We start from the raw sequence: 25,890 nt of genomic DNA on the forward strand, positions 1-25,890 counted from the left end.
GAAAGAAAGCGTGATTTTGAAGCCAATGCGCCTGCGCGTATCTTGCAGCGCATCACCGGGTAAGGGGATTCGGGATTAATCCCGAGTTCGCTGCACATCAGGGAACCGCATCGATCGTCAAAGAGGTTGCGCCGTAAGGCGCCGGCCCAGAGATCGTCGCGCTTAAGATCGGATACTGAGTATGATGGCTGAACGGCAGACGACCCTACGCTCGCCCGTGACCCTCCAAGGCATCGGCGTTCATTCCGGGGCTCCCGCCTGCCTGACCCTGCGGCCCTCCACTGCCAATTCCGGCGTCGTCTTCCTGCGCAAGGGCCTCGAAGGCGGTCATGAGCAGCTGATCCACGCCCGCCACAACAAGGTCAGTGCCACCGAGCTGTGCACCGTGATCGGTGACCAGGTCTCCGGTTCCGTCGCCACGATCGAGCATCTGATGTCGGCCTGCGCCGGCCTCGGCCTCGACAATGTGCTGGTCGAGATCGACGGTCCCGAGATGCCGATCATGGACGGCAGCGCCGCCGAGTTCGTCACCGCCATCGAGGCGACCGGCCTCGTCGCCCTCGGAGCGACCCGCCGCTACCTCAAGGTCCTGCGCCCGGTCCGCATCGAGCAGGGCCGCGCCTTCGCCGAGCTCTCGCCGTCGGAGAGCGGCTTCCGCCTTGATGTCGAGATCGACTTCGACACCAAGGCGATCGGCCGCCAGCGCAAGATCTTCGATCTCGACCCCGAGGCTTATGCCCGCGAGATTTCCCGCGCCCGCACCTTCGGCTTCATGCGCGATGTCGAGCAGCTCTGGAAGGCCGGCTTCGCGCTCGGCGCCTCGCTCGACAACACCGTCGCGATCGGCGACGACAAGGTGATCAATCCCGAAGGCCTGCGCTACGCCGACGAATTCGTGCGCCACAAGGTCCTCGACGCGGTGGGCGACCTTGCGCTCGCCGGCTACCCGATCCTCGGCGAATTCCGTTCCTATTGCGGCGGTCATCGCATGAACGTCCGGATCCTCGAGGCCCTGTTCGCCGACCGCGCCAATTACGCGATCGTCGAGGCCCAGCCGGTCTTCGCCCACCATGCGGTGCAGATGGCGGCCGGCCCGGTGCCTGCCGCGCTCGCGCCCGACCTGCACTGAGCAGGGTACTACGCGACGCTACGCCTTGCATTCGCCCGTTTCCTGTTGGAAACGGCGAATGCACTGCATGAAGCGCCCGTCACGCTTGGCGAAAAGGCTGCTTCTGAGCTAGAGCATGTTCCGCAAAAGTGGGGACCATTTTTGCGATGAGAGCATGCTCCAGCACTAAGTTGGCGCGAATTCTGATCGTTCGACCGTTTCGGTCGAACGGAAAGCGCGCTAAGCCAATTCGCGCGCTCTTACCGAAGGGCGTCACAAGGACGGATGAAGTGAGCGTCATGCGGCTGAAGACAATCAACTCCGGCGAATCGACCAGCGGCGGCAAGCGCCTTGTGCTGGCCTTTGCCCTCGCGGCTACGCTCGGTGGCTGCGACACGATGAGCTCGCTCAACCCGTTCGATCGGCCTGAGACCTACAAGCCCGAGGTGGTAGCTGAGGTTCCGGCCGACAAGCTCTACAATGAAGGCCTCGCCCGTCTCCAGAACGGCGACACCGAAGGCGCGAACAAAAAGTTCGACGAGATCGACAAGCAGGCGCCGTTCTCGCCCTATTCGAAGAAGGGCCTGATCATGGCCGCTTACTCGAATTACGAGGCGCAGAAGTACGACGACGCGATCACCGCCTCGAAGCGCTTCCTGGCACAGAACCCGGCGAGCCCGGACGCGGCCTATGCGCAGTACATCCTGGCGATGTCCTATTACAACCAGATCCCGGACGCGACGCGCGACCAGGAGCGTACCGACCTGGCGCTCCGTGCGATGCAGGAGCTGCTCAACCGCTATCCGAAGTCGGAATACGTCATCGACGTGCGCGAGAAGATGCTGGTGGCGCGTGACCAGCTCGCCGGCAAGGAGATGAATGTCGGGCGTTTCTATCTCGAGAAGCGCAACTACACCGGCGCCGTCGGCCGCTTCCGCGACGTCATCACCAAGTACCAGACCACGCGCCATGTCGAGGAGGCGCTGATGCGCCTGACCGAGGCCTATATGGCGCTTGGTATCACCAACGAGGCGCAGACCGCCGCTGCGGTGCTCGGCCACAACTTCCCTGACAGCCCCTGGTACAAGGACGCCTATACGCTCCTCGAGAGCGGCGGCTTGCAGCCACGTGAGGATCGCGGCTCCTATATCAGCCGGACCTTCAACGGCTTCACCCGCGCTGTCGTTGGGATAACCGGTCTCGGCCGCCTCTAAGTCGGTCTGCTGGTGCCCCGGCGAGGCCATCTCCTGCCGGCACAAGGGAGCTGAGTCACCATGCTCGCTCAGCTCTCGATCCGCGACATCGTTCTGATCGACCGGCTCGACCTGGGCTTCGAGGACGGGCTCAGCGTGCTGACCGGCGAGACCGGCGCCGGCAAGTCGATCCTGCTCGATGGCTTCGCGCTGGCGCTGGGCGCACGCGGTGATGGCGGCCTGGTGCGCCATGGCGAGACGCAAGGCCAGGTCAGCGCCGTGTTCGACCTGCCGATGGCGCATCCGGCGCGGGCTCTCGCCCAGGCGCAGGAGATCGACACCGACGGCGACCTGATCCTGCGGCGCGTGCAATATGCCGACGGGCGTACCCGCGCCTTCGTCAACGACCAGCCGGTCAGCGTCCAGATCCTGCGCATGATCGGCGCGGCGCTCGTCGAGATTCATGGTCAGCATGACGACCGCGCTCTCACCGACCCGGCCCAGCACCGCACCATCCTCGACAGCTTTGGCGAGTTGACCGGGCAGTCGGCCGAGGTCGCCCGTGCCAGCGAGACGCTGAAAAAGGCGCGCCAGGCCCTGCAGAGCCAGCGCATGCGGGTCGAGACGGCTCGCAAGGAGGCCGATTTCCTGCGCCATGCCGTGGCCGAGCTCGGCAAGCTCGCGCCCGAGCCGGGTGAGGAAGAGGCGCTGGCAGCGCGGCGCCAGGGCATGATGGCTACCGAGAAGGTCGCCCGCGACATCATCGAAGCCTATGAGGCGGTCGGCGGCACCACTTCGCCTGTTTCCGCGCTGTCGGGCGTACTGCGCCGGCTGGAGCGACGTGCGAGCCAGGCGCCGGAGCTGGTCGACCCGTCCATTGCTGCGCTGACCACGGCGGTGGTCGCGCTGGAGGAGGCGGGGGAGACGCTGCAGGCGGCGGTACGCGCTGCCGAATTCGATCCGCGCGTGCTGGAGCGCGTCGAGGAGCGGCTGTTTGCGCTGCGCGCGGCGGCGCGCAAATTCGATGTCCCGGTCGATGCGCTGGCGGCGCTGGCGCAGACCATGGCGGCCGATCTCGCTGCGCTCGACGAGAGCGAGGGCTCGCTGAAGCGTCTGGAAGCGGAGCTCGCCGAAGCCGAAGCGGCCTATGTCGGGCTGGCGACGGCCTTGTCCGCAGGGCGCATCAGGGCTGCTTCGGCGCTCGATGCGGCGGTGAAGGCGGAATTGCCGCCGCTCAAGCTGGAGCGGGCGCGTTTCATCACGCAGATCGACAGCGACCCCGATGCGCGCGGGCCGGAAGGGCTCGACCGCGTCGAGTTCTGGGTCGAGACCAATCCAGGGACGCGGCCGGGGCCGATGATGAAGGTCGCCTCGGGCGGCGAACTCTCGCGCTTCATGCTGGCGCTGAAGGTGGTGCTCGCCGAGCGCGGCTCGGCCCCGACCCTGGTGTTCGACGAGATCGACACCGGCGTTGGCGGCGCGGTGGCGGATGCGATCGGCGAGCGGCTGGCCCGGCTGGCGGCGCGGGTGCAGGTGATCTCGGTGACGCATGCGCCGCAGGTCGCGGCCAAGGCCGGCCAGCATTTCCTGATCGCCAAGTCGGCTGATGGCGGGGAGGGCGTCGACGAGCGCACCGTCACCCGGGTCTCGCCTTTGCAGGATGGTACGCGGCGCGAGGAGATCGCCCGCATGCTCGCTGGCGCTTCGATCACGGAGGAGGCGAGGGCGGCCGCCGGCAAGCTGCTCGATGCGGCCGGGATGCGCGGCTAGCTAAGCGTCTTTCCGGGACTTCGCGCAGCGAAGGGCCCGGAACCCAGAACCGATGCCGGTTGCGATGCCGGCGCGGCTCTCGACTCGCTCTTGCTATGCTTGTTTCGGCTCTGGGTTCCGGGCTCAGGCCTGTCGGCCTGCCCCGGAAAGACGGTGCGGCGCCATGCGAGCATAGGTCAGGCCAGGATCAGCTCGTATCCAGTGCCCTTCTCGACGACGCGTCTGAAACCTTCGATATGGCCGCCCGAGACGAGCCAGCCCTCATCCGCTGCGCGAGCAAGGATGGCGCGGCGGGAGGCAAGGGCGGTGGCGGCGTCGAAATCATAGACGAAGCCGATCCCCGGATCGGTGGCCTGCAGATCGGAGAGATGCAGCGCATCACCCCAGAGCAGCAGGCTCTGCTCGCCTTCGATCAGGTAGCCGCTATGACCGGCGGTATGGCCGGGGAGAAGGATCAATCTGATGCCGGGTCGCACGATGCCGGCCGGGGCAGGGTGGATGCGATCGGCATAGTGCTTCTTCACCGCCGCCGTGACGGCGAAGCCACCTTGCCGGTTCTGCGGTGTCTTTGCGCGGTTGGCCTCCTCGCCAAAGAAGCCGAAATCGGCTTCGGGCACGATGATCTCGGCATTGGGAAAGCGGTCGCGCTCGCCGTCGAACAGCCCGAGTGCATGGTCCCCATGGAGATGCGTGATCAGGACACGCTCGACCTGCTCGGGTGCAATGCCGGCGCCAGCCATGGCGGCGGGAGCATGGCCCATCGCCGAGCCCCAGGAGGGGCCGGTGCCGGCGTCGACGAGGGTGATCCCGTCGGCGCCCTTCAGGGCGAAGCAGTTGACGGGGATGCTGACCTTCGGCTTGCCCCAGCGCGCCACGGCCTCGTCGCGAGCGGCCTCGCCATCGGCATGGATCAGGACGTCGAGCGACGCCTCGAAGATCCCATCGTGGAGCGTGAGCACATCGTAGGAACCGAACCGCCGCCAAGTCTCGCTCATCTCCGCAGATCCCCGCTCCGGTGTGATATGCTTAGACCATGCAGCTCTCTGCGCCGACAACGGAGCGGGCGGCATGGCCGGCATCCGCTGCCGCATACGGGATGGACCGATGCTGCATTCCCTTTTCCTGCGATTTCCTCTATGTGCAGCGCAATATCGCGGTGCCGTGTCCGGCGCTGCCCCTCGTTCTGCGTGCTGCCGACCCGCCAGCTGCAATCTAAGGCCTGACATCGATGTCCTTCATCTCCACGAGTGCGCCGCTGGCGCGGGCGCTCGCCGATCGTAATTACAGCGAGCCGACCCCCGTCCAGGCCGCAGTGCTGGAAGAGGCGGCCGCCGGCCGCGACCTGCTGGTCTCCTCGCAGACCGGCTCGGGCAAGACCGTGGCCTATGGCCTCGCCATCGGCGCCGACCTGCTCGGCGACGCCGAGGCCCTGCCGCGGGCCGAACGACCGCTGGCGCTGATCGTCGCGCCGACGCGCGAGCTCGCCCTCCAGGTCCAGCGCGAGCTCGGCTGGCTCTACAAGCAGACCAATGCCCGCGTGATCTCCTGTGTCGGCGGCATGGACCCGCGCCGTGAGGCGGCTCTGCTCGACGAGGGCGCGCACATCGTCGTCGGCACGCCCGGCCGTCTGCGCGACCATATCGAACGTCGCCGCCTCGACGTTTCGGGCCTGCGGGCGGTCGTGCTCGACGAGGCCGATGAGATGCTCGATCTCGGCTTTCGCGACGATCTCGAATTCATCTTGAAGTCTGCGCCGGAAGAGCGCCGCAGCTTGTTGTTCTCGGCGACGCTGCCGAAGGCGATCATCGCCATGGCGCGCAGCTATCAGCGCGATGCCCTGCGCATCGAGGTCGCTGGCGGCGAGCGGGGTCATGCCGATATCGAGTACCGCGCCATCCGCGTTTTCCCGAAGGAGGCCGAACTCGCGGTCGTCAACCTGCTGCGCTTCCACGATTCGCCGACGGCGCTGGTGTTCTGCAACACCCGAAACGCGGTGCGTCATCTCGAGGCGATCCTGCTGGAGCGCGGTTTCTCGGCTGTGGCGCTCTCGGGTGAACTCAGCCAGAGCGAGCGCAATTCGGCGCTGCAGGCCTTGCGCGACGGTAGAGCCCGCGTCTGCGTCGCGACCGACGTCGCGGCGCGCGGCATCGACCTGCCCGGCCTGACACTGGTCATCCATGCCGAGCTCCCGAACGATCCCGAGGTGATGCAGCATCGCTCGGGCCGCACCGGCCGCGCCGGCAACAAGGGCACCAGCGTGCTGCTGGTGCCGGCCTCTCGCCGCCGCAAGGCCGAGATGCTGATCGCCGAGGCCAAGATCGAGGCGAGCTGGGCCGGCCCGCCGACGCAGGACGAGATCCGCGTGCTCGACGAGCAGCGCCTGCTGAGCGATCCCCTGCTCTCCGGTGAGGCGAGCGAGGACGATGCGCCGATGGTCGCAGCCCTGCTTGCGGGGCGCTCGACGGAGGAGATCGCGGCGGCGCTGGTGCGTGTCTATCGCTCGCGCCTGCCCGCGGCCGAAGAGGTCGGCGATCCCAATTTCGGCCGTGACGAACGTCGCCCCGTGCGCAGCGCCGAGGATTACGCAAGGCCGCGCGAGCATGGTGGCACCGAGCGGCCGGAGCGCCGCGAGAGGTCGGGTCCGCGCGGCGATACCGTCTGGTTCCGCCTCAATATCGGCCGCAAGGACGGCGCCGATCCGCGCCAGCTCCTGCCGATGCTGTGCCGGCGCGGCAAGATCACGCGCGACGAGGTCGGCGCGATCCGCATCTTCGACAAGGAGACCAAGGTCGAGATCGATGCCGAGGTCGCGGAGCGCTTCGCGCAACTCGCCAAGGCGGTCGACCGCGACAAGATCATCATCGAGCCGGTGACGGGTGAGGACGAGCGCCGTCCGGCCAAGCCCTTCGCCGAGAAGGCGAGCCATGCGCCGCGCGGCGCTCACCCGGCGCGCGAGCAGCGCGACGAGCGTTCGACGGCGCCGGCGCGCAAGCCCTATGAAGGCAAGGGCAAGCCATTCGTCGCCAAGCCCTATGATCCGACGCGGCGTGACCGCGAGCCGGCATATGAGGAGACCGCGATCCTGCGGCCCGAGCGGCCCTTCGACAAGAAGGGTGAGCACGGCGGCAAGCCATTCGCCGGCAAGTTCAAGGGCGGCAAGTTCGAGGGTGGCAAGAAGCCATTCGGCGCACCGAAGGGTGGCGAGCGTCCGGGCGCCGACGATGGCCGGCCGGCTGGCAAGAGCTTCGGCGATAAAAAGCCGTTCGGAGCCAAGAAGCCCTTCACTGGCAAGAAGCCTTTCGGAGCGAAGAAGCCGCGCCGCGACGATCGCTGAGGCGTGTTGTCGTCATGGTCGGGCTTGTCCCGACCATGCCTGTCTTCTTTCGTCGAAAGTGCGGTTCAAGACGTGGATGCTCGCCCCAAGGGCGAGCATAACGAGCTGGATCAGCGCAGCCCGAGGAAGGACAGAATCGCCAAGACGACGACGACCAGACCGACGATGTAGATGATGTTGTTCATGGCGGAGCCCCCTCCGGTTGTGCTGCCGTCGCATCGCAACGGCCGATGATCGGTGCGGCAGTGCCGCAACACCAGTCGAACGCGGCGTAGCGCGGGATTGTTCCGAAATCGTCGTATATCTGTTGCACTCGCCAGCCATCCGCTCCCACAATGCCCGGCCGGGCAGAGACCCGGACGGGGGATCGCGATGAGGACGATGGGTAAGGCGCTCGGCGCCGTGTTGATGTTGGCCGGGCTCGTTCTGCCCGCCGCCGCGCAGGATCGGTTGGTGATCGCCGGGCGCGATGCCGGCTTCGCCCCGGCGCTCGCCAAGATGGTCGAGCTCTACCAGGCCAAGAATCCGGCTGTGAAGATCGAGCGGCTCGAGCTCGGCGGCGGCCCGCTCTATGAGCGCCTTGCCGTCGGCGCGCGCGAGAAGACGGCTGCGACCGACGTCGCCATGCTCGACGACATCTGGGCGCCGGAGTTTATGGCGCGCGGCTGGCTCACCGACCTCGACACCGTCGGCGGCCTGCCGGGCGAGTTCGTCAAGTCGGCGATCGATGTCTCCAAGCACAACGGCAAGCTCTATGCCGCGCCCTTCGTCGGCAACATCGCCATGTTCGCCTATCGCAAGGATCTGCTCGCCAAGCACGGCTTCGAGCGGCCCAAGACCTGGAGCGACGTCGTCAAGGCGGCTCAGGTGATCCAGTCCAAGGAAGAAGGCGTCTCCGGCCTCGTCTTCCGCGGCATCAAGGGCAACCCGATCGTCACCTCCTTCCTGCCGGTGCTGTGGGCGCATGGCGGCGACGTGGTGAGCGCCGACGGCAAGGCCGTGCTCGACACGCCCGAGGCCGAGAAGGCGCTGACCCAGTTCCTCTCGTTCAAGGCTCTCGCGCCGAAGGGCGTCGAGACCTACAACGCCACCGAACTGCGTGACGCGATCCAGCAGGGCCGCGCCGCGATCGCGGTCGAGATGTGGTCGTCCTGGGCCGGCACGCTCGACGGCAACGCCTCGAAGGTCGCTGGTCAGGTTGAAGTCGTCGCCACACCGGGCGAGGTCAAGGGGCCGGCGCCGATGCTGGGCGCCTGGCTGCTCGGCATCCCCGCGGATTCGCCGAACAAGGCGCGCGCTGCCGACTTCATCCGCTTCGTCACCAGCCCTGAGAACCAGAAGCTGATCGCGCTCGAAACCGGCAACCCGCCGACGCTCACCGCGCTGTTCAACGACAAGGACCTCGTCGCCAAGTATCGCTGGTACCCGGCGCAGCTCGAGGCGCTGAACGTTGCCCAGGCCCGTCCGCGCATCAGCCAGTGGGCCCGCGTCGAGACCATTCTGGGCGACTATCTCCAGCTCGCCCTGATCGGCCAGCTGCAGCCCAAGCAGGCGCTGACCGAGGCCAACGCCCAGATCGCCCGCGCCCTGACGCGCTGATCGTCACACGGGCCGCCTCCTCGCGAGGCGGCCCGCTTTCCGTCTGGACGTAATGACCGCTTCCCGCCGCCTGCTGCCCTGGCTTCTGCTGACGCCAGCGCTCATCATCTTCGCCGGGCTGACGCTCTATCCGCTCGGGCGGACGCTGGCGCTGTCCCTGTTCGCCACCGATTACGGCTTCGAGAACGCCAAGTTCGTCGGGCTCGAGAATTTCCAGGAGCTCTGGGACAGCCGCTTCTTCCGGCAGGCGGTGACCAATACCGTGCTGTTCACGGTGGTGGCGACGGTACTCGAAGTCGCGGCCGGCCTGGGGCTAGCGCTGCTGCTCGACCGGGCCTTTCCCGGCCGTACGCTGATCATGACGTTGCTGCTCGCGCCCTTCGTGCTCTCGACCATGGTGGTCACTGCGATCTGGCGGGCCTGGTTCCATTTCGACCTCGGCTTTCTGAACAACCTCTTGCGCACCGTCGGCCTGCCCGGCGTGCCCTGGCTGTTCGACCCGAATCTCGCGCTCTGGTCGATCGTGTTGGTCGATCTCTGGCAGACTGCGCCCTTCGCCTTCCTGATCATCTTCGCGGGCCTGCGCCTGATCCCGCAGGACGTCTATGAGGCGGCCCGCGTCGACGGCGCAGGGCCATGGCGGCGCTTTCGCGACATGACGCTGCCTTTGCTGGCGCCCTATCTCTTCGTCGCGGCGCTGCTGCGCTCGGTCGACAGCTTCAAGCTGTTCGACAAGGTCTACGCCATGACCGGCGGTGGGCCGGGACAGTCGACCGAGACGGTCTCGATGTTCGTCTACCGGCAGGGCTTCCGCTTCTTCGACATCGGGCTGGCTTCGGCCGCCGCCGTGGTGATGATCGTCGTCGCCGGTTTGCTCGCCGTCGTTTATGCGGCCTCGCTGCTGCGGGGGGCGGGCCGATGATCCGGATCATCGCCGCCTTCGGGCTCTGCGCGCTGTCGCTGATCCCGCTGCTCTGGATGGTCGCGACCTCGTTCAAGCCGCCGGCCGAATATGTCTCGACCTCGATCGCGCTCTGGCCGCAGGATCCGACGCTGGCGCATTACCGCGTGCTGCTCGACGGCGGGATGTGGCGGCTCGGGCTCAACAGCGTCGTGGTGGCGCTGGGCACGGTGAGCCTGTCGCTCCTGGCCGGTTTGCCGGCGGCCTATGCGCTGGCGCGCTTCGAGCTGCCCAGGCGCTTCGATGTCGTCTTCCTCGGCTTCGTGCTGGTGATCAAGCTGGCGCCGCCGATCGCGCTCGCGATCCCGCTCTATCAGGTGCTGCGGGCCCTCGGCCTGCTCGACACCCATCTCGGGCTGATCCTCGCCAACCAGATCCTGGCGCTGCCTTTCGCGATCTGGATGCTGCTCGGCTTCGTCCGCGACGTGCCCTATTCGTTCGAGGAGGCAGCGATGCTCGACGGTGCCGGCTTCGTGAAGCGGCTGCTTCAGATCGTGGTGCCGCTGCTGATGCCCGGCCTGGTCGCGACCGCGGTCTTCGTCGCGATCATGAGCTGGAACGAGTTCCTGTTCGCGCTGCTCTTCATCCAGACGCCGTCGAAGTTCACCCTGCCGGCCTTCATCGCGACGCTGATCAACGAGGATGAGACCTTGTGGGGCAGGCTCTCGGCGATGGGGCTGATCGCCTCGCTGCCGGTGCTGCTCGCGGTCGGGCTGGTCAGGCGCGGGCTGACGCGCGAGGTGTCTGTGGATCAGCATTGAGGGGCGCTCGTCATTCCGGGGCAGGCCGAAGGCCTGAGCCCGGAACCCAGAACCGATGCGGGAATGATCAGGACGCAACGACCCGACCGCCTCCTTTGTGCCGCGGCATCGGTTCTGGGTTCCGGGCCCGCCGCTTACGCGGCGTCCCGGAAAGACGAGGAGCTGCCTACCGCGGCACGACCTTGCGGTAGAAGTGCCAGCTGGCATGGCCGAGGATCGGCATGACCAGGATCAGGCCGACCAGCACCGGCAGCGAGCCGAGCACCAGCAGCGCCGTGATCGTCAGGGCCCAGTACAGCATCACCCGCGGGTTCTTCTCGACAGCGGCCATCGAGGTCTTCACCGCGGTCGCCATGCTGACATGCCGGTCGAGCATCAGCGGGAAGGAGACGACCGTCATCGAGAACACCAGGATGGCGAAGAGCAGGCCGAGCGCATTGCCGAGGATGACCATCGTCCAGCCATTCACCGTGGTCAGCAGCGGCATCATGAAGCCCTCGAAGGATTCGAGCGGCACATCGCCCATCAGCCAGCGATAGATCACCCAGGCGCTGAACAGCCAGGTGAGGAAGACGCCCGTCAGCACCGCGCCGAGCAGCGCGATCTGGCCGATGCCGGGCGAATGCACGACATCGAGCGCATGCTTCCAGGAGGTGTCCATGCCGAGCTCGCGGCGGCGGCTGATCTCGTAGAGGCCGATCGCGGCGAACGGGCCGAGCAGGGCGAAGCCCGAAGCCAGCGGGAACAGCAGCGGGAAGATGTTGTAGCTCACCGTCAATCGGGCGAGCAGGATGCCGGCGATCGGATAGATCAGCGCGATGAAGAGCAGGTGGCTCGGCTGGGCCATGAAGTCGGAATAGCCCTGCTTGAGCGCGTCCTTGATGTCGGCGACGCGGATTTCGTTGACCGGCAGGGCATCGGCAGGCGCAGCATCGTTCGCCGCCATCGGGGGATGATGGATATGGGTATCGGCCATGGCGTTCTTCCCGGTTGCGGCCCGGTTCGCCTTGGCGGTCCTGACGCGATCCTCCGGTCAAGACCTGCGAGGCGTCGAGCATCCATTTCAGCGGGGGTAGCTTACACCCGGCACGCTCCTGCCACAAATCGGCGTACCCAAATCGTGAAACAGGAGCTTCGCAGGATACTTCCCCTGAACTAGAACTGCGCCATGCCTCAGACTGTTCCCACCCTCGTCGAAGATTTGACGCCCGAAGCCGCCCGCGCCGAGCATGAAATGCTCGGGCCGGAGATTGCCGCCGCGAATGCCGCTTATCACAGCGACAGTGCGCCGATCATGGACGATGCGACCTTCGACGCGAAGTTCCGCCGGCTCACTGCCCTGGAAAACGCTTTCCCCGAGCTCAAGGGGGCTGAGGCGCTGTCCGAGAAGGTCGGCGCCAAGCCCTCGGGCAAGTTCGCCAAGATCCGGCATCGCGTGCCGATGCTCTCGCTCAACAACGCCTTCGCCGACGAGGACATCGCCGATTTCGTCACGCGCGTGCGGACTTTCCTCGGTCGCAAGGACGACCAGCCGCTCGCCTTCACCGCAGAGCCGAAGATCGACGGGCTCTCGCTCTCGCTGCGCTATGAGAAGGGCGAACTCACCAGCGCCGCGACGCGTGGCGACGGCGAAGAGGGCGAGGACGTCACGGCCAATGCCCGCACGATTTCCGAGATCCCGCATCGGCTGAAGGGCAAGGACGTGCCTGATATCGCCGAGGTGCGCGGCGAGATCTATCTCGGCCATGCCGATTTCGCGGCGATCAACCAGCGCCAGCGCGAGAAAGAGGAGCGCGAGTTCGCCAATCCGCGCAACGCCGCCGCCGGCTCGCTGCGCCAGCTCGACGTCTCGATCACCGCGAGCCGCCCCTTGCGCTTCTTCGCCTATGCCTGGGGCGAGATGCCGGAGCTGCCGGCGCCGACGCAGTTCGGCGTGGTCGAAGCCTTCGCGCGCTGGGGCTTCAAGACCAATCCGCTGATGGCGCGCTGCGAGAGCGTCGAGGAACTGCTGGCGCATTACCGGTCGATCGAGGCGCAGCGTGCAACGCTCGGCTACGACATCGACGGCGTCGTCTACAAGGTCGACGATCTCGCGCTTCAGGCAAGGCTCGGTTTCGTCGCCCGCGCGCCGCGCTGGGCGATTGCGCACAAATTCCCGGCTGAGCTCGCGACCACGGTGCTGGAGGCGATCGACATCCAGGTCGGGCGCACCGGCGCGCTCTCGCCGGTGGCGCGCCTGAAGCCGGTGACGGTCGGCGGCGTCGTCGTCACCAATGCGACGCTGCACAACGAGGACTATATCCGCGGCTTCGATTCGAAGGGGCTGCCGATCCGCGACGGCAGCGACATCCGCATTGGCGATACCGTAACGGTGAAGCGCGCCGGCGATGTGATCCCGCGCGTCGAGGCGGTCGACCTTTCAAAGCGCCCGGCCGACGCGCAGCCTTACGTCTTCCCGGCGACCTGTCCGGTCTGCGGCTCGGATGCGGTGCGCGAGCATAATCCGCGTTCGGGCAAGGAGGATGCGGTGCGCCGCTGCACTGGCGGGCTGATCTGCGAAGCGCAGGCGGTCGAGCGTCTCAAGCATTTCGTCTCGCGCGACGCGCTCGACATTGACGGGCTCGGCGACAAGCAGATCGAGTTCTTCCACACCGATCCCGATCTGCCGGTGAACGAGCCGGCCGACATCTTCACGCTGGCGCAGCGCGACGCCGCGAATCTCAAGAAGCTGAAGGACAAGGAAGGCTTTGGCACGACCAGCACCAAGAAACTGTTCGAGGCGATCGACGACCGGCGGAAGCCGCCGCTCAACCGCTTCATCTTCGGGCTCGGTATCCGCCATATCGGCGAGACCAATGCGCGCTTGCTGGCGCGCCATTACGGCTCGTTCGAGGCGTTGCAGGCCGCCTGCCTCGCCGCCGAGAACCCGGAGAGCGAGGAGCGGGCGGCGCTCGACGCGATCGATGGTGTCGGCCCGACCGTGGTCGAGGCGCTGCTGCAGTTCTTCGCCGAGGAGCACAACCAGCAGATGCTCGCCCGGCTGCTCGGCGAGGTCACGCCGCAGCCGCTGGAAGCGGTTGCCTCGTTCAGCCCCGTCGCCGGCCAGATCGTCGTCTTCACCGGCGCGCTCGAGCGCATGACCCGTGACGAGGCCAAGGCGATGGCCGAGCGGCTCGGCGCCAAGGTCGCTGGCTCGGTCTCGTCGAAGACCGATTTGCTGGTGGCAGGGCCGGGCGCCGGCTCGAAGCTCAAGGATGCGGCCAAGCACGGCGTCAAGGTGATCGACGAGGCCGGCTGGTTCGAGCTGGTGGGTGGGTAGGACTCACCGCAGCCGAGATTGCCTCATTGCGAAATGAAGGGCGCGGGGAACCCTTCTCCCGGATGGGAGAAGGGCAGGGATGAGGGCCTGCCCTATCCGGAGAAGGCGCTCCGGCGCCGTTGCGCTTCAATAATCAGCGGCGGTCCCTCACCCCTACCCCTCTCCCATCCGGGAGAGGGGATCCCGCGCTTGTTGGGCTGCTTTTTTACCCCCGCTGCGCCGCCAGCGTGCAGATCATCCGCGCCACCTCATAGGATTTCTCGAAGGCGGGAACGGGAAGGAACTCGTAGCGCGAGTGGAAATTATAGGCGCCGGTGAAGAAGTTTGGCGTCGGCAGGCCGCGGGCGGAGAGGGCTGCGCCGTCGGTGCCGCCGCGCATCGGGATCTGCTTCTTCCTGATCTGCAAGCGCTCCAGTGCGCCGAAGAGCAGCTCGACCGGGCGCTGGTCGTCGCCGAGGCTGTCGTGAATGTTGCCATAGGTGTCGCTGACCTCGCACTCGACGCGGCCGGTTGGGTAGAGCGCGGCGATCTCTCTGGTCACTTCTTCGATGCGGCGCTTGCGGGCTTCGAAGCTCTGCCTGTCGAAATCGCGGATCAGCGCACCCAGCCTGGCTTCGCTGGCATTGGCGGTGATGGCGTTGAACCAGACATAGCCCTCGCGGCCTTCGGTGTTCTCCGGCGTCTCAGAGCGGTCGAAGCGGCTGATGAAGTCCTGCGCCATCAGGACCGGGTTCACCAGCACGCCCTTGGCCGACATCGGATGGGTGCTGACGCCTGTGAGGGTGATCTCGACGGCAGCCGCATTGAAGTTCTCGATCACCACTTCGCCGAGCTCGCAGCAGTCGATCGTATAGGCGAAGTCGCAGGGGAAGCGGGCGAGGTCGAGAACCTTGGCGCCGCGCAGGCCGATCTCCTCGTCCGGTACGAAGGCGACGGCGATGTCGCCATGACGATCTTGCGGGCTGAGGTCGGCGAGCAGGGTCATGATCACCGTGATCGCCGCCTTGTTGTCGGCGCCGAGCACGCTGGCGCCGTCGCTGGCGATGATCTCGGCACCCTGCCAGTCGCGCAGTTGCGGATGCTCGGCGACGCGCAGCCAGATGTCCTGCTCAGGGTTGAGGCAGAGGTCCTCGCCCTCGAAGCGCAGGAGCTGCGGGCGGATATCGGGTGAGAGGCCTGCGTCGAACGTGTCGAGATGCGCGATGAAGCCGATCTTCGGTGAGCCCGGCACGGTGCCGCGTTTCAGCGCGGTGACGGTGGCGTGGTCGTCGATCTCGACATCGTCGAGGCCGAGCGAGCGCAACTCATCCGCAAGGAGTTCGGCAAGGCGCTGCTGGCCCGGCGTGCTCGGCAGCGTCGTCGCCTTGATGTCGCTCTGGCTGGTGACCGCGACATAGCGGAAGAAGCGCTCAATCAATTGCTGGCGGATGCTCATGGTCGTCCCGTCGAAGGCTTAGCGGTCTGTGGTCGGCAAGGCGCCCCGAGGGGCTGCCGGCAGGGGAGGCGTCGACCGGCCGCGTTGCGGGGATCGGCGGCTCGGCATTGCGGAAATGGCTTGGCGGCTTGCCGATCACCCGCTTGAAGGCGCGGCTGAAGGACGCCTCCGAATCGTAGCCGAGGCGGCGGGCGACGGCGGTGATCCGGAGCTTGTCGCGCTCCAGCCATTGCCTGGCCTGGTGCATCTGGACTTGCAGGACATAGCGGGCTGGCGTCTCGCCGACGACGCCGGCGAAGCGCTCGGCGAAAGCGGAGCGCGAGGCGTGCATCACCTTGGCGAGCGCATCGACCGTCCAGTCCTCGCTCGGATTGAGATGGATCGCGGCGAGGACGCGGCCGATGTCGGGGTCGCGGGCGGCGGCGATCCAGCCGGTGGCGCTGCCGCAGCCACGCTCGACCCAGGAGCGGATCAGGGCGGCGGCGACGACATCGGCGAGACGGGTCAGGATGCCGCCGGCGCCGACGCGATCGAGCGCGAGTTCGCAAGCCATGGTGGTCAGCAAGGCCGGGATGGCCGGCTCGTGCACCGCCATCTCATGGACCCACATCAATTCCGGCATCATCCGCAGCATCGGATGCTGGGAGTCGACGTTGAAGCAGAGGCTGGCGCTGAAGAACAAGGTCGCCTCGCCTTCTCCCGCGCCGCCGCGTGCCTCGGCGATCTCGCCGCAGCAGTGCTGGAAGGCGCAGTGGCCATTCGGCGTCGCCGAGAGGCCGGGTTCGCTGGCGAGCGCGTGCTCAACGCCGCGCGGCATCAGCACGGCATCGCCCTGTTCGAGCCGGCACCATTCGCCTTCGGGGGTACGCAGCCAGCAGCCGCGCTCGGCCATGAAGTGCAGGCGCGCCGCCGGCTGAGCCGGGAACAGCAGGCACCAGGGCGTCGTCATCTCGTAGCGGGCGTAATCTACGCCCTCGAGCCGAAGGCCGCGGAGCATCTCCGTGAGCGGGTCCGGTCCCGATCTTCTGGACGATTGGTCAAGCATGCCGGGTTTTTTAGCATGGAAGCTCCAGGTGGTCACGCCTAACTCCGGTGTCCGATCTTCCTGGAGCGACCTATGTCGGATTCCTTGTCAGCCACAGCCGATGCCGAACTTGTCGGTATCGTGCCCGAAGAGCGCACGGCCGCCTGGCCGGCGGTCTTCGCTCTCTCCATGGGCGTATTCGCGCTGGTCAGCGCCGAATTCCTGCCCGCCAGCGTCCTGACCTCGATCGCCGCCGATCTCTCGATCAGCGTCGGCGCCGCCGGGCAGACGGTCACGGTGACTTCGCTGGTCGGCGTCGCCGCGGCGATCTTCACGCCGATCGTCACCAGCCGTTTCGACCGGCGGTTGGTGCTCTGGTCATTGCTGTCGTTGCTTGCCCTGTCGAGCCTGGTCACGGCGCTGGCCAACGGCTTTGCCATGCTGCTGGCGGCGCGCTTCCTGCTCGGCCTTGCCCTCGGTGGCTTCTGGTCGATGGCGCCGGCGCTGACGCTGCGGCTCGTGCCGGCGCAGTCCGTGCCGCGGGCGCTGGCGTTGATCTCGGCCGGCGTCTCGGCCGCCTTCATCGGCGGCGGGCCGCTCGGGGCCTATCTCGATTCCCTGATCGGCTGGCGGATGGTGTTCGGGCTCTCGGCCGGGCTTGCCGGCGTCGCCCTGCTGGCGCTGCTGACGACGATGCCGCCGCTGCCGCCACAGACGGCGCCGCGGCTGGGCACGCTCGGAGTCCTGCTCTCGCGGCCGAGCATTCGGCTGATGCTGATCTCGGTGCTCGTCATCATCTCCGGGCAGTTCACCGGCTTCACCTATATCCGGCCCTTCCTCGAGCATGCGCCGCAGCTCGGCGTTGCGGCGATCACTGTCGTGCTGCTCGGCTACGGCCTCGGCAATGTCGTCGGCAATTTCGCCGGCGGGGCGGTGGCGGGGCGCGGCGTCAAACTCGCGATCGTCTCCTTCGCGCTGGCGATCGGCGTGCTGGCGCTGGTCATGCTCCAGTTCGGCGCCTCGCCGATCGTGGCCGGGATCGCGGTCGCGCTCTGGGGCTTCGCCTTCGGCTTCGCGCCGGTCGGCTTCCAGACCTGGATGGTGCGCGTCGCGGCCGACCATGCCGAATCGGCGAGCGGGCTGGTGACGGCGGCCTTCCTGGTCGCGATCGCCAGCGGCGCGGTGCTCGGCGGCCTGCTTGTCAACCATGTCGGCGGCCTCGGCCCGATCGGCTACATGGCGGCGGCGACGCTCGCCGGCGCGCTGCTTGTGCTCGTCGCCGGCAAGGAGCCGCCGCGGCCCTGACTCCTGACAGATGGCGACGGTTGCGTGATCGTCGCCATCACTTTTCTTCAAGACATGGGGCCGCGGTTCCGCTCTATCTTGCGTCATGGAACTGATCAGCCAAGGCGACGCATTGCAGGAGATGCCGCTCCGGGAGGGCGAGCACGCCCGCCTGTTCACGGCGGCGCGCTTCTCCGGGCTGGAATGCCTGTCGGCGCGGTTCTCGACCCATACCTATTCGCCGCATGCGCACGAGACCTATGCTGTCGGGACCATCCTCTCGGGCTGCGAGCTCTGGCATGCCCGCGGCCGCACGCTCTTCGCCCGCACCGGCGATCTCGTCTTCAACCATCCACTCGATGTCCATGATGGTGCGCCGAGCGAGGGCGGCTATCGCTACCGGATGACCTATCCGACGATCGAGCTGATGCGCGAGGTCGCGATCTCGCTGACCGGCGACGAGACGATCGGCACCCCCTTCTTTCCCGAACCGACCGTGCAGGACCCGGAGGGCTCGGCCCTGTTCTCGGAGGCGCATCGGGCGCTGGAAGAGGGCGGCGATGGCCTTGCCGGTGAGGAGGGCCTGCTGCGCGCCTATGGCTGGTGCCTGTCGCGCCATGCCGACCTGTCCGTCCGTGAGATCGGGCGCGAGCGCGGGCCGATCGCGCAGGCCAGGGAACTGCTCGAGCAGCGCTATGACGAGGACCTGTCGCTGGCGGACCTCACCCAGCGCTCGGGCCTGCCGCGGCATCACCTGATCCGGGCTTTCCGGCGCGAGACCGGGCTGACGCCGCATGCCTATCTCGTCGATGTCCGCGTCCGCCGTGCGCGCGAGCGGTTGCGGCGCGGCGAATCCCCCGGTGCGGTCGCGGCCGCCACCGGATTCTGTGACCAGGCGCATCTGACCCGCGCCTTCAAGGCGAGGCTTGGCGTGACGCCGGGCGTCTTCCGCGCCGCCCATCACGGCTGACGACATCAGGAAACTCCATGTCCTGGAAAGACGAAGCCCGTGCAGGGCTCAATGACATCTGGCCGGCTGCGCTGGCGGCGGTGCCGATCGGCCTGCTCTTCGGTGCACTCGCCGCTGGCAAGGGCCTCTCGCCGTTCGAGGTCTTCCTGATGAGCGTGCTCGTCTTCGCCGGCGGGGCGCAATTCGCCGCGGTCGAGCTCTGGACGCACCCGGCGCCGATCTTTGCGCTGGTGTTCTCGACGGCGCTGATCAACGCCCGCCATATCCTGATGAGCGCCTCGATCGCGCCGAAGCTCAAGGGCTTCTCCAACGCACAGATTTTTGGCGGGCTCTACTACATGGCCGACGAGAACTGGGCGCTGGCCGAGAAGCGGGCGCGCAGCCATCCGGTCACGCCAGCCTACTGGTTCGCCATGATCGTGCCCTTCGTGCTCGGCTGGCTGACGACCTCGACCACCGGCGCGATCATCGGCGCCGCGCTCGGCGATCCCAAGCGCTATGGCGCCGATTTCGCCTTCACCGCGCTGTTCATCGCGCTGACCGCCGCCTTCTGGAAGGGGCGCGTCACCGCCTGGACGGTGGCCGCGGCCGGCATCGCCTCGGCGCTCGCCTATAAGCTCGCGGGGCCGCCCTGGCATGTGCTGGCGGGGGCGCTCTGCGGCCTCGCCGCGGCCTGGATCGCCGCCGGCGACCTCGCCGAGAAACCCGTCGAAAGCCCGGCCGAATGAGCCTCGATCCGATCAACCTCGCCGCCTTCCTCGGCATGGCGCTGGTGACCTATCTCACCCGCATCGCCGGCCTTGCCCTCGTCGGCCGGCTCAACCTCTCGGCCCGGGCGCAGGCCGCCTTCGACGCGATCCCGCCGGCCGTGCTGATCGCGGTGATCGCGCCGAGCGCGCTGGCGACGGGCTGGCCGGAGACGGTCGCGGCGCTGGTCTGCGGCCTTGCGGCGACGCGGCTGCCGCTGCTCGGCGTGGTTGCCGTCGGCGTCGCGACCGTGGTTGCCTTGCGCATGGTGGCCTGAAGCCGGCCGGGAGGAAACGCATGCGCCCCGTGATGGATTCCGTGGTCGAGGCGATCGGCGACACACCGTTGGTCCGGCTCGACCGGCTGACGCGGCATCTCGGCGTCAGCGGGACCGTCCTCGCCAAGCTCGACTATCTCAATCCCGGCTTCTCGAAGAAGGACCGGGCCGCGCTCGGCATCATCGAGGAGGCGGAAGCGTCGGGCGCGCTGAATCCGGGCCAGACTGTCGTCGAACTCACCTCCGGGAATATGGGCACCGGGCTTGCGATCGTCTGCGGGATCAGGGGCTATCCTTTCATCGCGGTGATGTCGAAGGGCAACTCCGAGGAGCGCGCCCGGATGATGCGGGCGCTCGGGGCGGAGGTGGTGCTGGTCGACCAGCTTACCGGCTCGGTGCCGGGGCAGGTCTCGGGCGGCGATCTCGAACTCGTCGACCACGAGGCCAAGCGGATCACAAGGGAGCGCGGCGCCTTCCGCGCCGACCAGTTCCATCGCGACGGCAACTGGCTGGCGCATTACCAGACGACCGGCCTGGAACTCTGGGAGCAGAGCGGTGGGACGATCGACGCGTTCGTCGATTTCATCGGCTCGGGTGGGAGCTATGCCGGGGTGACCAAGGCGCTGAAAGAGCGCAGCCCGGCTGTGCGCTGCTATGTCGTCGAGCCGGCCGGGGCCGCGGCTGCAGCGGGCGAGGCGGTCATCAGGCCCGATCATCCGATCCAGGGCGGCGGCTATGCGATGGCCGATCTCGCCTTCCTCAGGGATGTGCCGGTCGACGGCTATCTGCAGGTGACGGGCGAGAAGGCGCGCGAGACGACGCGGCTGCTGGCGCGGTTCGAGGGGATTTTCGGTGGGTTCTCGGCCGGCGCGAATGTCGCGGCGGCGGTTCAACTGCTCGGTGGAGCCGAGGCCGGGAAAACGATCGCCGTCATCGTCTGCGATTCCGGGCTGAAGTATCTGTCGACGGATTTGTGGGGGTGACGCGGGCTCTTCCTTCTCCCCTCGGGGGAGAAGGTGGCAGCGCGAAGCGCTGACGGATGAGGGAAGTGTAGCGCTGCGCTTTAAAGCGGCTCACTCGGTCGAACCGCCCTCATCCCCCTGCCGGGACCTTCTCCCCCGAGGGGAGAAGGGAGCAAACCGTTACAACGGCAAGCACGCCTGCTCCAGCCAGGCCTTCGCCTCGCCCTCGACCAGCGGTGCGAGGTTGCTCCAGACCTGCGCGTGATAGGCGTTGATCCAGGCGAGTTCGCCCTCGTCGAGCAACGAGAGGTCGATGAGCGCGCGCTCATAGGGGCACCAGGTCACCGTCTCGAAGCCGTACATGGTGCGGTCGCCGCCGGGGATCTGGCGCTCCTCGACCACGATCAGGTTCTCGATGCGGATGCCGTAGGCGCCTTCCTTGTAATAGCCGGGCTCGTTCGAGAGGATCATGCCGGGCTCGAGCGGGGTGGTGCCGAGCTTGGAGAGCCGCTGCGGCCCCTCATGCACCGAGAGATAGCTGCCGACGCCATGGCCGGTGCCGTGGTCGAAATCGAGCCCGGCCTGCCAGAGCGGGGCGCGGGCGAAGGCGTCGAGCTGGGCGCCCGATGTGCCCTTCGGAAAGACCGCGCGCGAGATGGCGAGATGGCCCTTGAGCACGCGGGTGTAGCGGTCGCGCATCTCGGCGCTCGGCTCGCCGACCGCCATGGTGCGGGTGATGTCGGTGGTGCCGTCCTCGTACTGGCCGCCGGAATCGACCAGGAAGATGCCGGGCTCGATTCGGCGATTGCTGGATTCGGTGACACGGTAATGCGGCAGCGCCGCGTTCGGGCCGGCGCCGGCGATGGTCGTGAAGGAGACGTCGCGCAGTTCGCCGGTCTTCAGCCGCTCGGCCTCGAGTGCCGCGACGGCGTCGATCTCGGTCAAGCCGCCCTTGGGTGCCTCGCGCGCCAGCCAGGACAGGAAACGGACGATGGCGGCGCCATCGCGCAGATGCGCCCGGCGGCTGCCGTTGAGCTCGGCCTCGTTCTTCCTCGCCTTCATCAGCGCGATCGGGTCGGTGCCGGCCTCGGGCGTGCCGCCGGCGTCCCGGATCAGCGTGGCCAGCGCCGAGGCGGCCGTGCTGGAATCGAGCCGTACCTTCGCCTTGGCGGCGCCGAGCGCCTTGAGCTGCTGCTCCAGCGCCTGCGGCGGAGCGATCTCGCCGAGTGCGCCGATGGCATCGCCGGCCTCGTTGGTGATCTTCTCCGGGGCGAGGAAGACGGTGGGGCGGCCCTCGCGCGGCACGATGGCATAGCCGAGCGGCAGCGGCGTGTGCTCTACATCGCCGCCGCGGATGTTGAAGGTCCAGGCCAGCGCGTGCGGGTCGGAGAGGACGAGCGCGTCGACCTTGGCCCTGGCGAGCTCCTGCTGAATGCGGGCGAGCTTGTCGGCGCTACTTTCGCCGGCATAGGCGGCCGGATGCGCCTTGACGGGTGCGGTCGGCGGTGCCGGGCGGTCACTCCAGAGCGCATCGATCGGGTTCGGCGTCACTGCGACCAGCATGCCGCCTGCGCCTGCGACCGCCTTCTCCAGCTTCGCAACGCCATCGACGGTGTGGAGCCAGGGATCGTAGCCGAGCTTGCCGCCGGCCGGCAGGTTGGCCTCGACCCATTTGTCGAGTGGGGTCTCTTCCATCCGGGTCGGGGTGACGACATTCGTGTCGGTCTGGGCAGCCGACTGGATGGTGTAGCGGCCATCGACGATCAGCGCCGCCTTGTTGGCGAGCACGACGGCATTGCCGGCCGAGCCGGTGAAGCCGGTCAGCCAGGCGAGGCGAGCCATATGGGCGGGGACGTACTCGCCCTGGTGTTCGTCGGCACGCGGGACGATGAAGCCGTCGAGCCCCTGCTTCGCCAAAGCGGCGCGCAAGGCGGCGACGCGTGGCGCGACCTGCGAGGGATCGCTCGGCTCGGAGAAGGACTGGAAGCGGCAGGCGGTCTTGGCGTGGGAATCGGTCATGTCAGGCTCTGGCTGGGATTGCGGCCATGCTCGCCTCCGCCTGCCTGAAAGGCCAGTGCAAAACTGTCGTTTCGCCCCTGCTTTCGAAGCAGGCGCGCATTGGCTCCAAATTGAGCGGTCTGCCGTTTGGTTATGCGATTTGCGCAGTCGTTAACGGATTTCGTTTTTCGTCATGCGTTTTTTGCATGTTGTGCATATGCGAACATATCTTCTCGCAAGTGCGAAGACGGCCCACTTTAGTCGCATAAGAGAACGAGGAAGCGACCGGGACTGTCCTTCGTGATCTGAGGAGAGACCCTATGACCTATGTGCTGAATTCCACTGACGTCCTTCCGGCCGCGACCCGCGCCGAGACGACGGAGACCAAGACCGCCGGCCAGGGCTTCTGGCAGCGCCTCTATGCCGCGATGATCGAGAGCCGTCGCCGTTCGGCCCTGCGTGAGCTGCGCGCCCATAGCTATCTGGTGCGCGAGAGCGAGCTGCTGCTCGGCGGCTTCCCGGCGACGACGCTGAAAAGCGACGCCGAGCTGCCTTTCAACCGCTGACCTTCAAGCGCCGCTGGCCGCGAACCGCGCCGCGCGCAATAGACAAGGAACCAAGACCATGATCGCCATGATCAAGCATGCCTATAACTCGATCGTCGACGCCGCCAAGTTCGCGGCCGCGGTCTGGCACGACGCCCGCGCTTTGCAGGCGGAAGCCGAAGGAAAGTACGGCCATCTCGGCTTCTGAGCGCAACAGCGCTCGAAGCGTAGGGCCTAGTAGAGGCGGCGCGGCCTGGCGGCTGCGCCGCCTCTTTTCATGACCAGGGTTGCCCAGCCCTCGCGCGAGGTGCGCTTGGCCAGCGCCAGCCCCTGATGACGATAGGCCGAGACCACGCCGGCGACGTCCATTTCCAGCAGCCCCGACAGGATCACCACGCCGTCGTCCGACAAAGCGCGCGCGATCGCGGGGCTAAGCTTGCGCAGCGGGCCGGCGAGGATGTTGGCGAAGATCAAGTCGAAATGGCGCGGCCGGTCCGCCTTGGCATGGCGCAGGCCCGGCGCGACATAAAGTTCGAGCGCCTGCGGGGCGTGGTTGACTCTCGCATTATGGGCCGAGACCTCGATCGCGATCGCGTCGATGTCGCCAGCGACGACCTTGCGCTTGACCTGCTTGGCGAGCGCCAGCGCCAGGATGCCGGTACCGGTGCCGACATCGATGGCATTGCGCGGCCGGCGCTTCTTCAGCTCAGCGTCGAGTGCCAGCAGGCAGCCGGCGGTGGTGCCGTGATGGCCGGTGCCGAACGCGAGCGCCGCTGCAATCTCGATGGCGATGTCGTTGACCTTCACCGCGTCGCGGTCATGCGAGCCGTGGACGAGGACGCGCCCGGCACGCACCGGCTGCAGGCCCTCCAGGCTGGCCGCGACCCAATCCTTCTGATTGACCGTGGTGAAGGGGGTGGCATCGATGCTGTCGCCGACGATGGGGCGCAGCATGTCGCGCACCGCCTCCTCGTCGGGATGAACAGCGAAATAGATCTCGACCTTCCAGGGTGCGTTCAGCGACAGGGTGGTGACGCCGCTCTCGACCTCGAAGGCGGAGACGGCTGTCTCGGTCGGGTCGAAGACCTCGCCCAGGAGCTCGGTCAAGGCACGCGCCTTGTCGCCGCTGGTTTCGAGTTCGAGGACGGTCGCGACCGTCGAGGGGAGGAGGCCTTCGCGCATGGGCGCGGCTTAGCAGGGGGCGAGGCGGATGTCATGCGCCGTCGTGCTGCTGCTTGGCAGGGACGTGATCTCGCCTAAGCTGGCTTTTTTGTCCTTGGGGAAGGTCAGCGATGTTGTCGCATGTGAGCGTCGGTACCAATGCGTTCGAACCGGCCTTTGCCTTTTACGAGGCGCTGTTCGCCGAGCTCGGCCACAGACTGCGCTTCTGCGATCGCGAGAAGCCTTGGGCGGCATGGCAGCAACAGGCCGGAGGGCGGCCGCTCTTCATCCTGTCGGCGCCGTTCGACGGCCGGGTTGCGAGCGCCGGCAACGGCCAGATGATTGCCCTGCTTGCCGGCGACCGTGCGAGTGTCGATCGCTGCCATTCCACCGCGCTGGCGCAGGGCGGAAGCTGCGAGGGCCCGCCCGGTTTGCGGCCGCACTACCATCCGAATTATTACGGCGCCTATTTTCGTGATCCGGACGGCAACAAGCTGTGCATCTGCTGCCACGAGGCGGAATAGCGAGCCCCCGAACGGCGAAGCAATCGCAGGGCATCGAAGAGGCTCCGGATTGCTTCGCCTGTGCCGGTAGTTGGTGGCTGGCGTTTAGCCGTGCTGCGCGTTGAGCTGGGCGAAGATCGCGGCGACCTGGCCGTTCTCGGCGGCGAGGCGCAGCGGCTTGCAGCGCTCCACGATGATCTCGCCCGAGGCGGGCTGGCTTTCGAGCAGCGCCATCACCTCGGCGGTGAACTCGGCCAGCGGCATCGCTGCGGGGTCGACCGCCTGCTGCGGGCCGAGCAGTTCGGTCTGGACGTAAGGCGGGGCGATCTCGATCACCTCGACCGAAGTCGCCTTGAGCTGCTCGCGCAGCGCCATCGACCAGGAGTGGATCGCCGCCTTCGTCGCGCTGTAGGTCGGCGTCGTCGCCAGCGGCACGAAGGCGAGGCCGGAGGAGACGGTCAGGATCGCCGCGCGCTTCTGCTTCAGGAGGTGCGGCAGCAGGGCTGCGGTGAGCCGGATCGGGCCGAGCAGATTGGTCGCGATCGTGTCCTCGGCGGTGCCGAGGAAATCGCCGGCCGCGACCGCCTCGCTGCGCATGATGCCGGCATTGTGGATGACGGCGTTGAGTGCCGGGAAGCTCTCGACCGCCTGCCTGGCGAAGGCCGCGACATCGTCCTTGTCCTGGATGTCGAGCAGGAGCGCTTCCATGCCCGGATTGGCTGAGGTCACCTCGTGAAGCAGCGCCTCGCGCCGGCCGGCGATGACGACCTGGTTGCCGGCCTTGTGCAGGGCCTCGGCCAGCGCCCGGCCGATGCCGGAGCCGCCGCCGGTGATGAGGATGGTGTTGCCGCTGATGTTCATCGCAAATCCCTTTCCTGGTTGCGAGACATCAGCTGGCGTCGATACTCTTCAACGGAAAGAAGGCGCCTAAAGGTTCGA

General features: G+C 67.3%; 23 protein-coding genes. 16 read left to right on the forward strand and 7 right to left on the reverse strand.

Features of this window, described 5'->3' with window-relative positions:
- Positions 1-181 precede the first annotated feature (181 nt).
- The 3 genes from lpxC (at position 182) to recN (ending at position 4,071) form a co-directional block, all read left to right on the forward strand.
- Positions 182-1,129 carry a UDP-3-O-acyl-N-acetylglucosamine deacetylase gene (gene lpxC / locus AC1DS0_RS18145; protein ID WP_476815684.1) on the forward strand — a complete coding sequence of 316 codons (948 nt, stop codon included), beginning with the start codon at positions 182-184 and terminating at the stop codon, positions 1,127-1,129.
- Between the two features lie 278 nt (positions 1,130-1,407).
- Entirely contained in the window at positions 1,408-2,322 is a 915-nt protein-coding gene (locus AC1DS0_RS18150) for an outer membrane protein assembly factor BamD (RefSeq protein WP_476815685.1), read from the forward strand.
- Positions 2,323-2,382: 60 nt separating this feature from the next.
- The gene (recN, locus tag AC1DS0_RS18155) at positions 2,383-4,071 is read left to right on the forward strand and encodes a DNA repair protein RecN (protein WP_476815686.1); all 1,689 of its coding nucleotides are present in this window, start codon (positions 2,383-2,385) and stop codon (positions 4,069-4,071) included.
- Between the two features lie 176 nt (positions 4,072-4,247).
- Here the strand turns inward: recN and aidB are convergent, their stop codons facing one another.
- The gene (gene aidB, locus AC1DS0_RS18160) at positions 4,248-5,066 is read right to left on the reverse strand and encodes an AidB family quorum-quenching N-acyl homoserine lactonase (protein WP_476815687.1); all 819 of its coding nucleotides are present in this window, start codon (positions 5,064-5,066) and stop codon (positions 4,248-4,250) included.
- Positions 5,067-5,299: 233 nt separating this feature from the next.
- On the opposite strand from aidB, the gene AC1DS0_RS18165 reads away from it, so the two are divergent.
- The 4 genes from AC1DS0_RS18165 (at position 5,300) to AC1DS0_RS18180 (ending at position 10,726) form a co-directional block, all read left to right on the forward strand.
- Positions 5,300-7,405, forward strand: a complete 2,106-nt coding sequence (locus AC1DS0_RS18165) for a DEAD/DEAH box helicase (RefSeq protein ID WP_476815688.1) — start codon at positions 5,300-5,302, stop codon at positions 7,403-7,405.
- Positions 7,406-7,777: 372 nt separating this feature from the next.
- Positions 7,778-9,004, forward strand: a complete 1,227-nt coding sequence (locus AC1DS0_RS18170) for an ABC transporter substrate-binding protein (RefSeq protein WP_476815689.1) — start codon at positions 7,778-7,780, stop codon at positions 9,002-9,004.
- A 52-nt stretch (positions 9,005-9,056) separates the two neighbouring features.
- The gene (locus AC1DS0_RS18175; protein ID WP_476815690.1) at positions 9,057-9,926 is read left to right on the forward strand and encodes a carbohydrate ABC transporter permease; all 870 of its coding nucleotides are present in this window, start codon (positions 9,057-9,059) and stop codon (positions 9,924-9,926) included.
- Positions 9,923-10,726, forward strand: a complete 804-nt coding sequence (locus tag AC1DS0_RS18180) for a carbohydrate ABC transporter permease (RefSeq protein WP_476815691.1) — start codon at positions 9,923-9,925, stop codon at positions 10,724-10,726. Before AC1DS0_RS18175 ends, AC1DS0_RS18180 begins: the two co-directional genes overlap by 4 nt.
- Before the next feature lie 166 nt (positions 10,727-10,892).
- Here the strand turns inward: AC1DS0_RS18180 and AC1DS0_RS18185 are convergent, their stop codons facing one another.
- Entirely contained in the window at positions 10,893-11,672 is a 780-nt protein-coding gene (locus AC1DS0_RS18185) for a DUF2189 domain-containing protein (protein ID WP_476815809.1), read from the reverse strand.
- Positions 11,673-11,894: 222 nt separating this feature from the next.
- Here AC1DS0_RS18185 and ligA point away from each other — a divergent pair, with 222 nt between their 5' ends.
- Positions 11,895-14,045: an NAD-dependent DNA ligase LigA gene (ligA, locus tag AC1DS0_RS18190; RefSeq protein WP_476815692.1), complete on the forward strand. Its 2,151-nt coding sequence runs from the start codon at positions 11,895-11,897 to the stop codon at positions 14,043-14,045.
- Between the two features lie 205 nt (positions 14,046-14,250).
- Here the strand turns inward: ligA and pepT are convergent, their stop codons facing one another.
- Together pepT and AC1DS0_RS18200 are read right to left on the reverse strand one after the other, a co-directional pair.
- Entirely contained in the window at positions 14,251-15,480 is a 1,230-nt protein-coding gene (pepT, locus tag AC1DS0_RS18195) for a peptidase T (protein WP_476815693.1), read from the reverse strand.
- Complete coding sequence (locus AC1DS0_RS18200) at positions 15,455-16,525, reverse strand: AraC family transcriptional regulator (RefSeq protein ID WP_476815694.1); 1,071 nt, start codon at positions 16,523-16,525, stop codon at positions 15,455-15,457. Before AC1DS0_RS18200 ends, pepT begins: the two co-directional genes overlap by 26 nt.
- Positions 16,526-16,597: 72 nt before the next feature.
- Here AC1DS0_RS18200 and AC1DS0_RS18205 point away from each other — a divergent pair, with 72 nt between their 5' ends.
- The 5 genes from AC1DS0_RS18205 to AC1DS0_RS18225 all read left to right on the forward strand — a co-directional run bounded on the left by AC1DS0_RS18205 (position 16,598) and on the right by AC1DS0_RS18225 (position 20,765).
- On the forward strand, positions 16,598-17,809 hold the full coding sequence (locus AC1DS0_RS18205) for an MFS transporter (protein WP_476815695.1): 1,212 nt from the start codon (positions 16,598-16,600) through the stop codon (positions 17,807-17,809).
- 85 nt (positions 17,810-17,894) lie between these two features.
- A complete protein-coding gene (locus AC1DS0_RS18210; RefSeq protein ID WP_476815696.1) occupies positions 17,895-18,758 on the forward strand; it encodes an AraC family ligand binding domain-containing protein in 864 nt (287 codons plus the stop codon).
- A 17-nt stretch (positions 18,759-18,775) separates the two neighbouring features.
- Positions 18,776-19,486: an AzlC family ABC transporter permease gene (locus AC1DS0_RS18215; protein WP_476815697.1), complete on the forward strand. Its 711-nt coding sequence runs from the start codon at positions 18,776-18,778 to the stop codon at positions 19,484-19,486.
- Positions 19,483-19,782 carry an AzlD family protein gene (locus tag AC1DS0_RS18220; RefSeq protein WP_476815698.1) on the forward strand — a complete coding sequence of 100 codons (300 nt, stop codon included), beginning with the start codon at positions 19,483-19,485 and terminating at the stop codon, positions 19,780-19,782. Before AC1DS0_RS18215 ends, AC1DS0_RS18220 begins: the two co-directional genes overlap by 4 nt.
- A 20-nt stretch (positions 19,783-19,802) precedes the next feature.
- Positions 19,803-20,765 (forward strand): PLP-dependent cysteine synthase family protein, encoded by a 963-nt coding sequence (locus AC1DS0_RS18225; protein WP_476815699.1) that lies wholly within the window; start codon positions 19,803-19,805, stop codon positions 20,763-20,765.
- A gap of 159 nt (positions 20,766-20,924) precedes the next feature.
- On the opposite strand, the gene AC1DS0_RS18230 is transcribed toward AC1DS0_RS18225, so the two are convergent.
- Entirely contained in the window at positions 20,925-22,763 is a 1,839-nt protein-coding gene (locus tag AC1DS0_RS18230; protein ID WP_476815700.1) for an aminopeptidase P family protein, read from the reverse strand.
- Between the two features lie 299 nt (positions 22,764-23,062).
- Between AC1DS0_RS18230 and AC1DS0_RS18235 the strand changes: the two genes are divergently transcribed.
- Complete coding sequence (locus tag AC1DS0_RS18235) at positions 23,063-23,308, forward strand: hypothetical protein (protein ID WP_476815701.1); 246 nt, start codon at positions 23,063-23,065, stop codon at positions 23,306-23,308.
- Positions 23,309-23,366: 58 nt separating this feature from the next.
- A complete protein-coding gene (locus AC1DS0_RS18240; RefSeq protein ID WP_476815702.1) occupies positions 23,367-23,495 on the forward strand; it encodes a hypothetical protein in 129 nt (42 codons plus the stop codon).
- A gap of 26 nt (positions 23,496-23,521) precedes the next feature.
- Here AC1DS0_RS18240 and AC1DS0_RS18245 read toward each other — a convergent pair whose 3' ends face one another.
- Positions 23,522-24,469 (reverse strand): 50S ribosomal protein L11 methyltransferase, encoded by a 948-nt coding sequence (locus AC1DS0_RS18245; protein ID WP_476815703.1) that lies wholly within the window; start codon positions 24,467-24,469, stop codon positions 23,522-23,524.
- Positions 24,470-24,579: 110 nt separating this feature from the next.
- Here AC1DS0_RS18245 and AC1DS0_RS18250 point away from each other — a divergent pair, with 110 nt between their 5' ends.
- The gene (locus AC1DS0_RS18250) at positions 24,580-24,972 is read left to right on the forward strand and encodes a VOC family protein (protein WP_476815704.1); all 393 of its coding nucleotides are present in this window, start codon (positions 24,580-24,582) and stop codon (positions 24,970-24,972) included.
- 84 nt (positions 24,973-25,056) lie between these two features.
- Here the strand turns inward: AC1DS0_RS18250 and AC1DS0_RS18255 are convergent, their stop codons facing one another.
- The gene (locus AC1DS0_RS18255) at positions 25,057-25,812 is read right to left on the reverse strand and encodes an SDR family oxidoreductase (protein ID WP_476815705.1); all 756 of its coding nucleotides are present in this window, start codon (positions 25,810-25,812) and stop codon (positions 25,057-25,059) included.
- Positions 25,813-25,890 lie beyond the last annotated feature (78 nt).

This window comes from Allobosea sp. P4_H5 (assembly GCF_056400825.1).

Coding starts and splice junctions, on each gene's coding strand:
- AC1DS0_RS18170 (WP_476815689.1), top strand. CDS start 7,778: ATGAGGACGATGGGTAAGGCGCTCGGCGCCGTGTTGATGTTGGCCGGG.
- AC1DS0_RS18200 (WP_476815694.1), bottom strand. CDS start 16,525: ATGCTTGACCAATCGTCCAGAAGATCGGGACCGGACCCGCTCACGGAG.
- AC1DS0_RS18150 (WP_476815685.1), top strand. CDS start 1,408: ATGCGGCTGAAGACAATCAACTCCGGCGAATCGACCAGCGGCGGCAAG.
- AC1DS0_RS18180 (WP_476815691.1), top strand. CDS start 9,923: ATGATCCGGATCATCGCCGCCTTCGGGCTCTGCGCGCTGTCGCTGATC.
- AC1DS0_RS18215 (WP_476815697.1), top strand. CDS start 18,776: ATGTCCTGGAAAGACGAAGCCCGTGCAGGGCTCAATGACATCTGGCCG.
- AC1DS0_RS18175 (WP_476815690.1), top strand. CDS start 9,057: ATGACCGCTTCCCGCCGCCTGCTGCCCTGGCTTCTGCTGACGCCAGCG.
- aidB (WP_476815687.1), bottom strand. CDS start 5,066: ATGAGCGAGACTTGGCGGCGGTTCGGTTCCTACGATGTGCTCACGCTC.
- AC1DS0_RS18255 (WP_476815705.1), bottom strand. CDS start 25,812: ATGAACATCAGCGGCAACACCATCCTCATCACCGGCGGCGGCTCCGGC.
- recN (WP_476815686.1), top strand. CDS start 2,383: ATGCTCGCTCAGCTCTCGATCCGCGACATCGTTCTGATCGACCGGCTC.
- AC1DS0_RS18240 (WP_476815702.1), top strand. CDS start 23,367: ATGATCGCCATGATCAAGCATGCCTATAACTCGATCGTCGACGCCGCC.
- AC1DS0_RS18230 (WP_476815700.1), bottom strand. CDS start 22,763: ATGACCGATTCCCACGCCAAGACCGCCTGCCGCTTCCAGTCCTTCTCC.
- AC1DS0_RS18235 (WP_476815701.1), top strand. CDS start 23,063: ATGACCTATGTGCTGAATTCCACTGACGTCCTTCCGGCCGCGACCCGC.
- AC1DS0_RS18210 (WP_476815696.1), top strand. CDS start 17,895: ATGGAACTGATCAGCCAAGGCGACGCATTGCAGGAGATGCCGCTCCGG.
- ligA (WP_476815692.1), top strand. CDS start 11,895: ATGCCTCAGACTGTTCCCACCCTCGTCGAAGATTTGACGCCCGAAGCC.
- lpxC (WP_476815684.1), top strand. CDS start 182: ATGATGGCTGAACGGCAGACGACCCTACGCTCGCCCGTGACCCTCCAA.
- AC1DS0_RS18245 (WP_476815703.1), bottom strand. CDS start 24,469: ATGCGCGAAGGCCTCCTCCCCTCGACGGTCGCGACCGTCCTCGAACTC.
- AC1DS0_RS18250 (WP_476815704.1), top strand. CDS start 24,580: ATGTTGTCGCATGTGAGCGTCGGTACCAATGCGTTCGAACCGGCCTTT.
- AC1DS0_RS18165 (WP_476815688.1), top strand. CDS start 5,300: ATGTCCTTCATCTCCACGAGTGCGCCGCTGGCGCGGGCGCTCGCCGAT.
- AC1DS0_RS18205 (WP_476815695.1), top strand. CDS start 16,598: ATGTCGGATTCCTTGTCAGCCACAGCCGATGCCGAACTTGTCGGTATC.
- AC1DS0_RS18185 (WP_476815809.1), bottom strand. CDS start 11,672: ATGGCGGCGAACGATGCTGCGCCTGCCGATGCCCTGCCGGTCAACGAA.
- AC1DS0_RS18220 (WP_476815698.1), top strand. CDS start 19,483: ATGAGCCTCGATCCGATCAACCTCGCCGCCTTCCTCGGCATGGCGCTG.
- AC1DS0_RS18225 (WP_476815699.1), top strand. CDS start 19,803: ATGCGCCCCGTGATGGATTCCGTGGTCGAGGCGATCGGCGACACACCG.
- pepT (WP_476815693.1), bottom strand. CDS start 15,480: ATGAGCATCCGCCAGCAATTGATTGAGCGCTTCTTCCGCTATGTCGCG.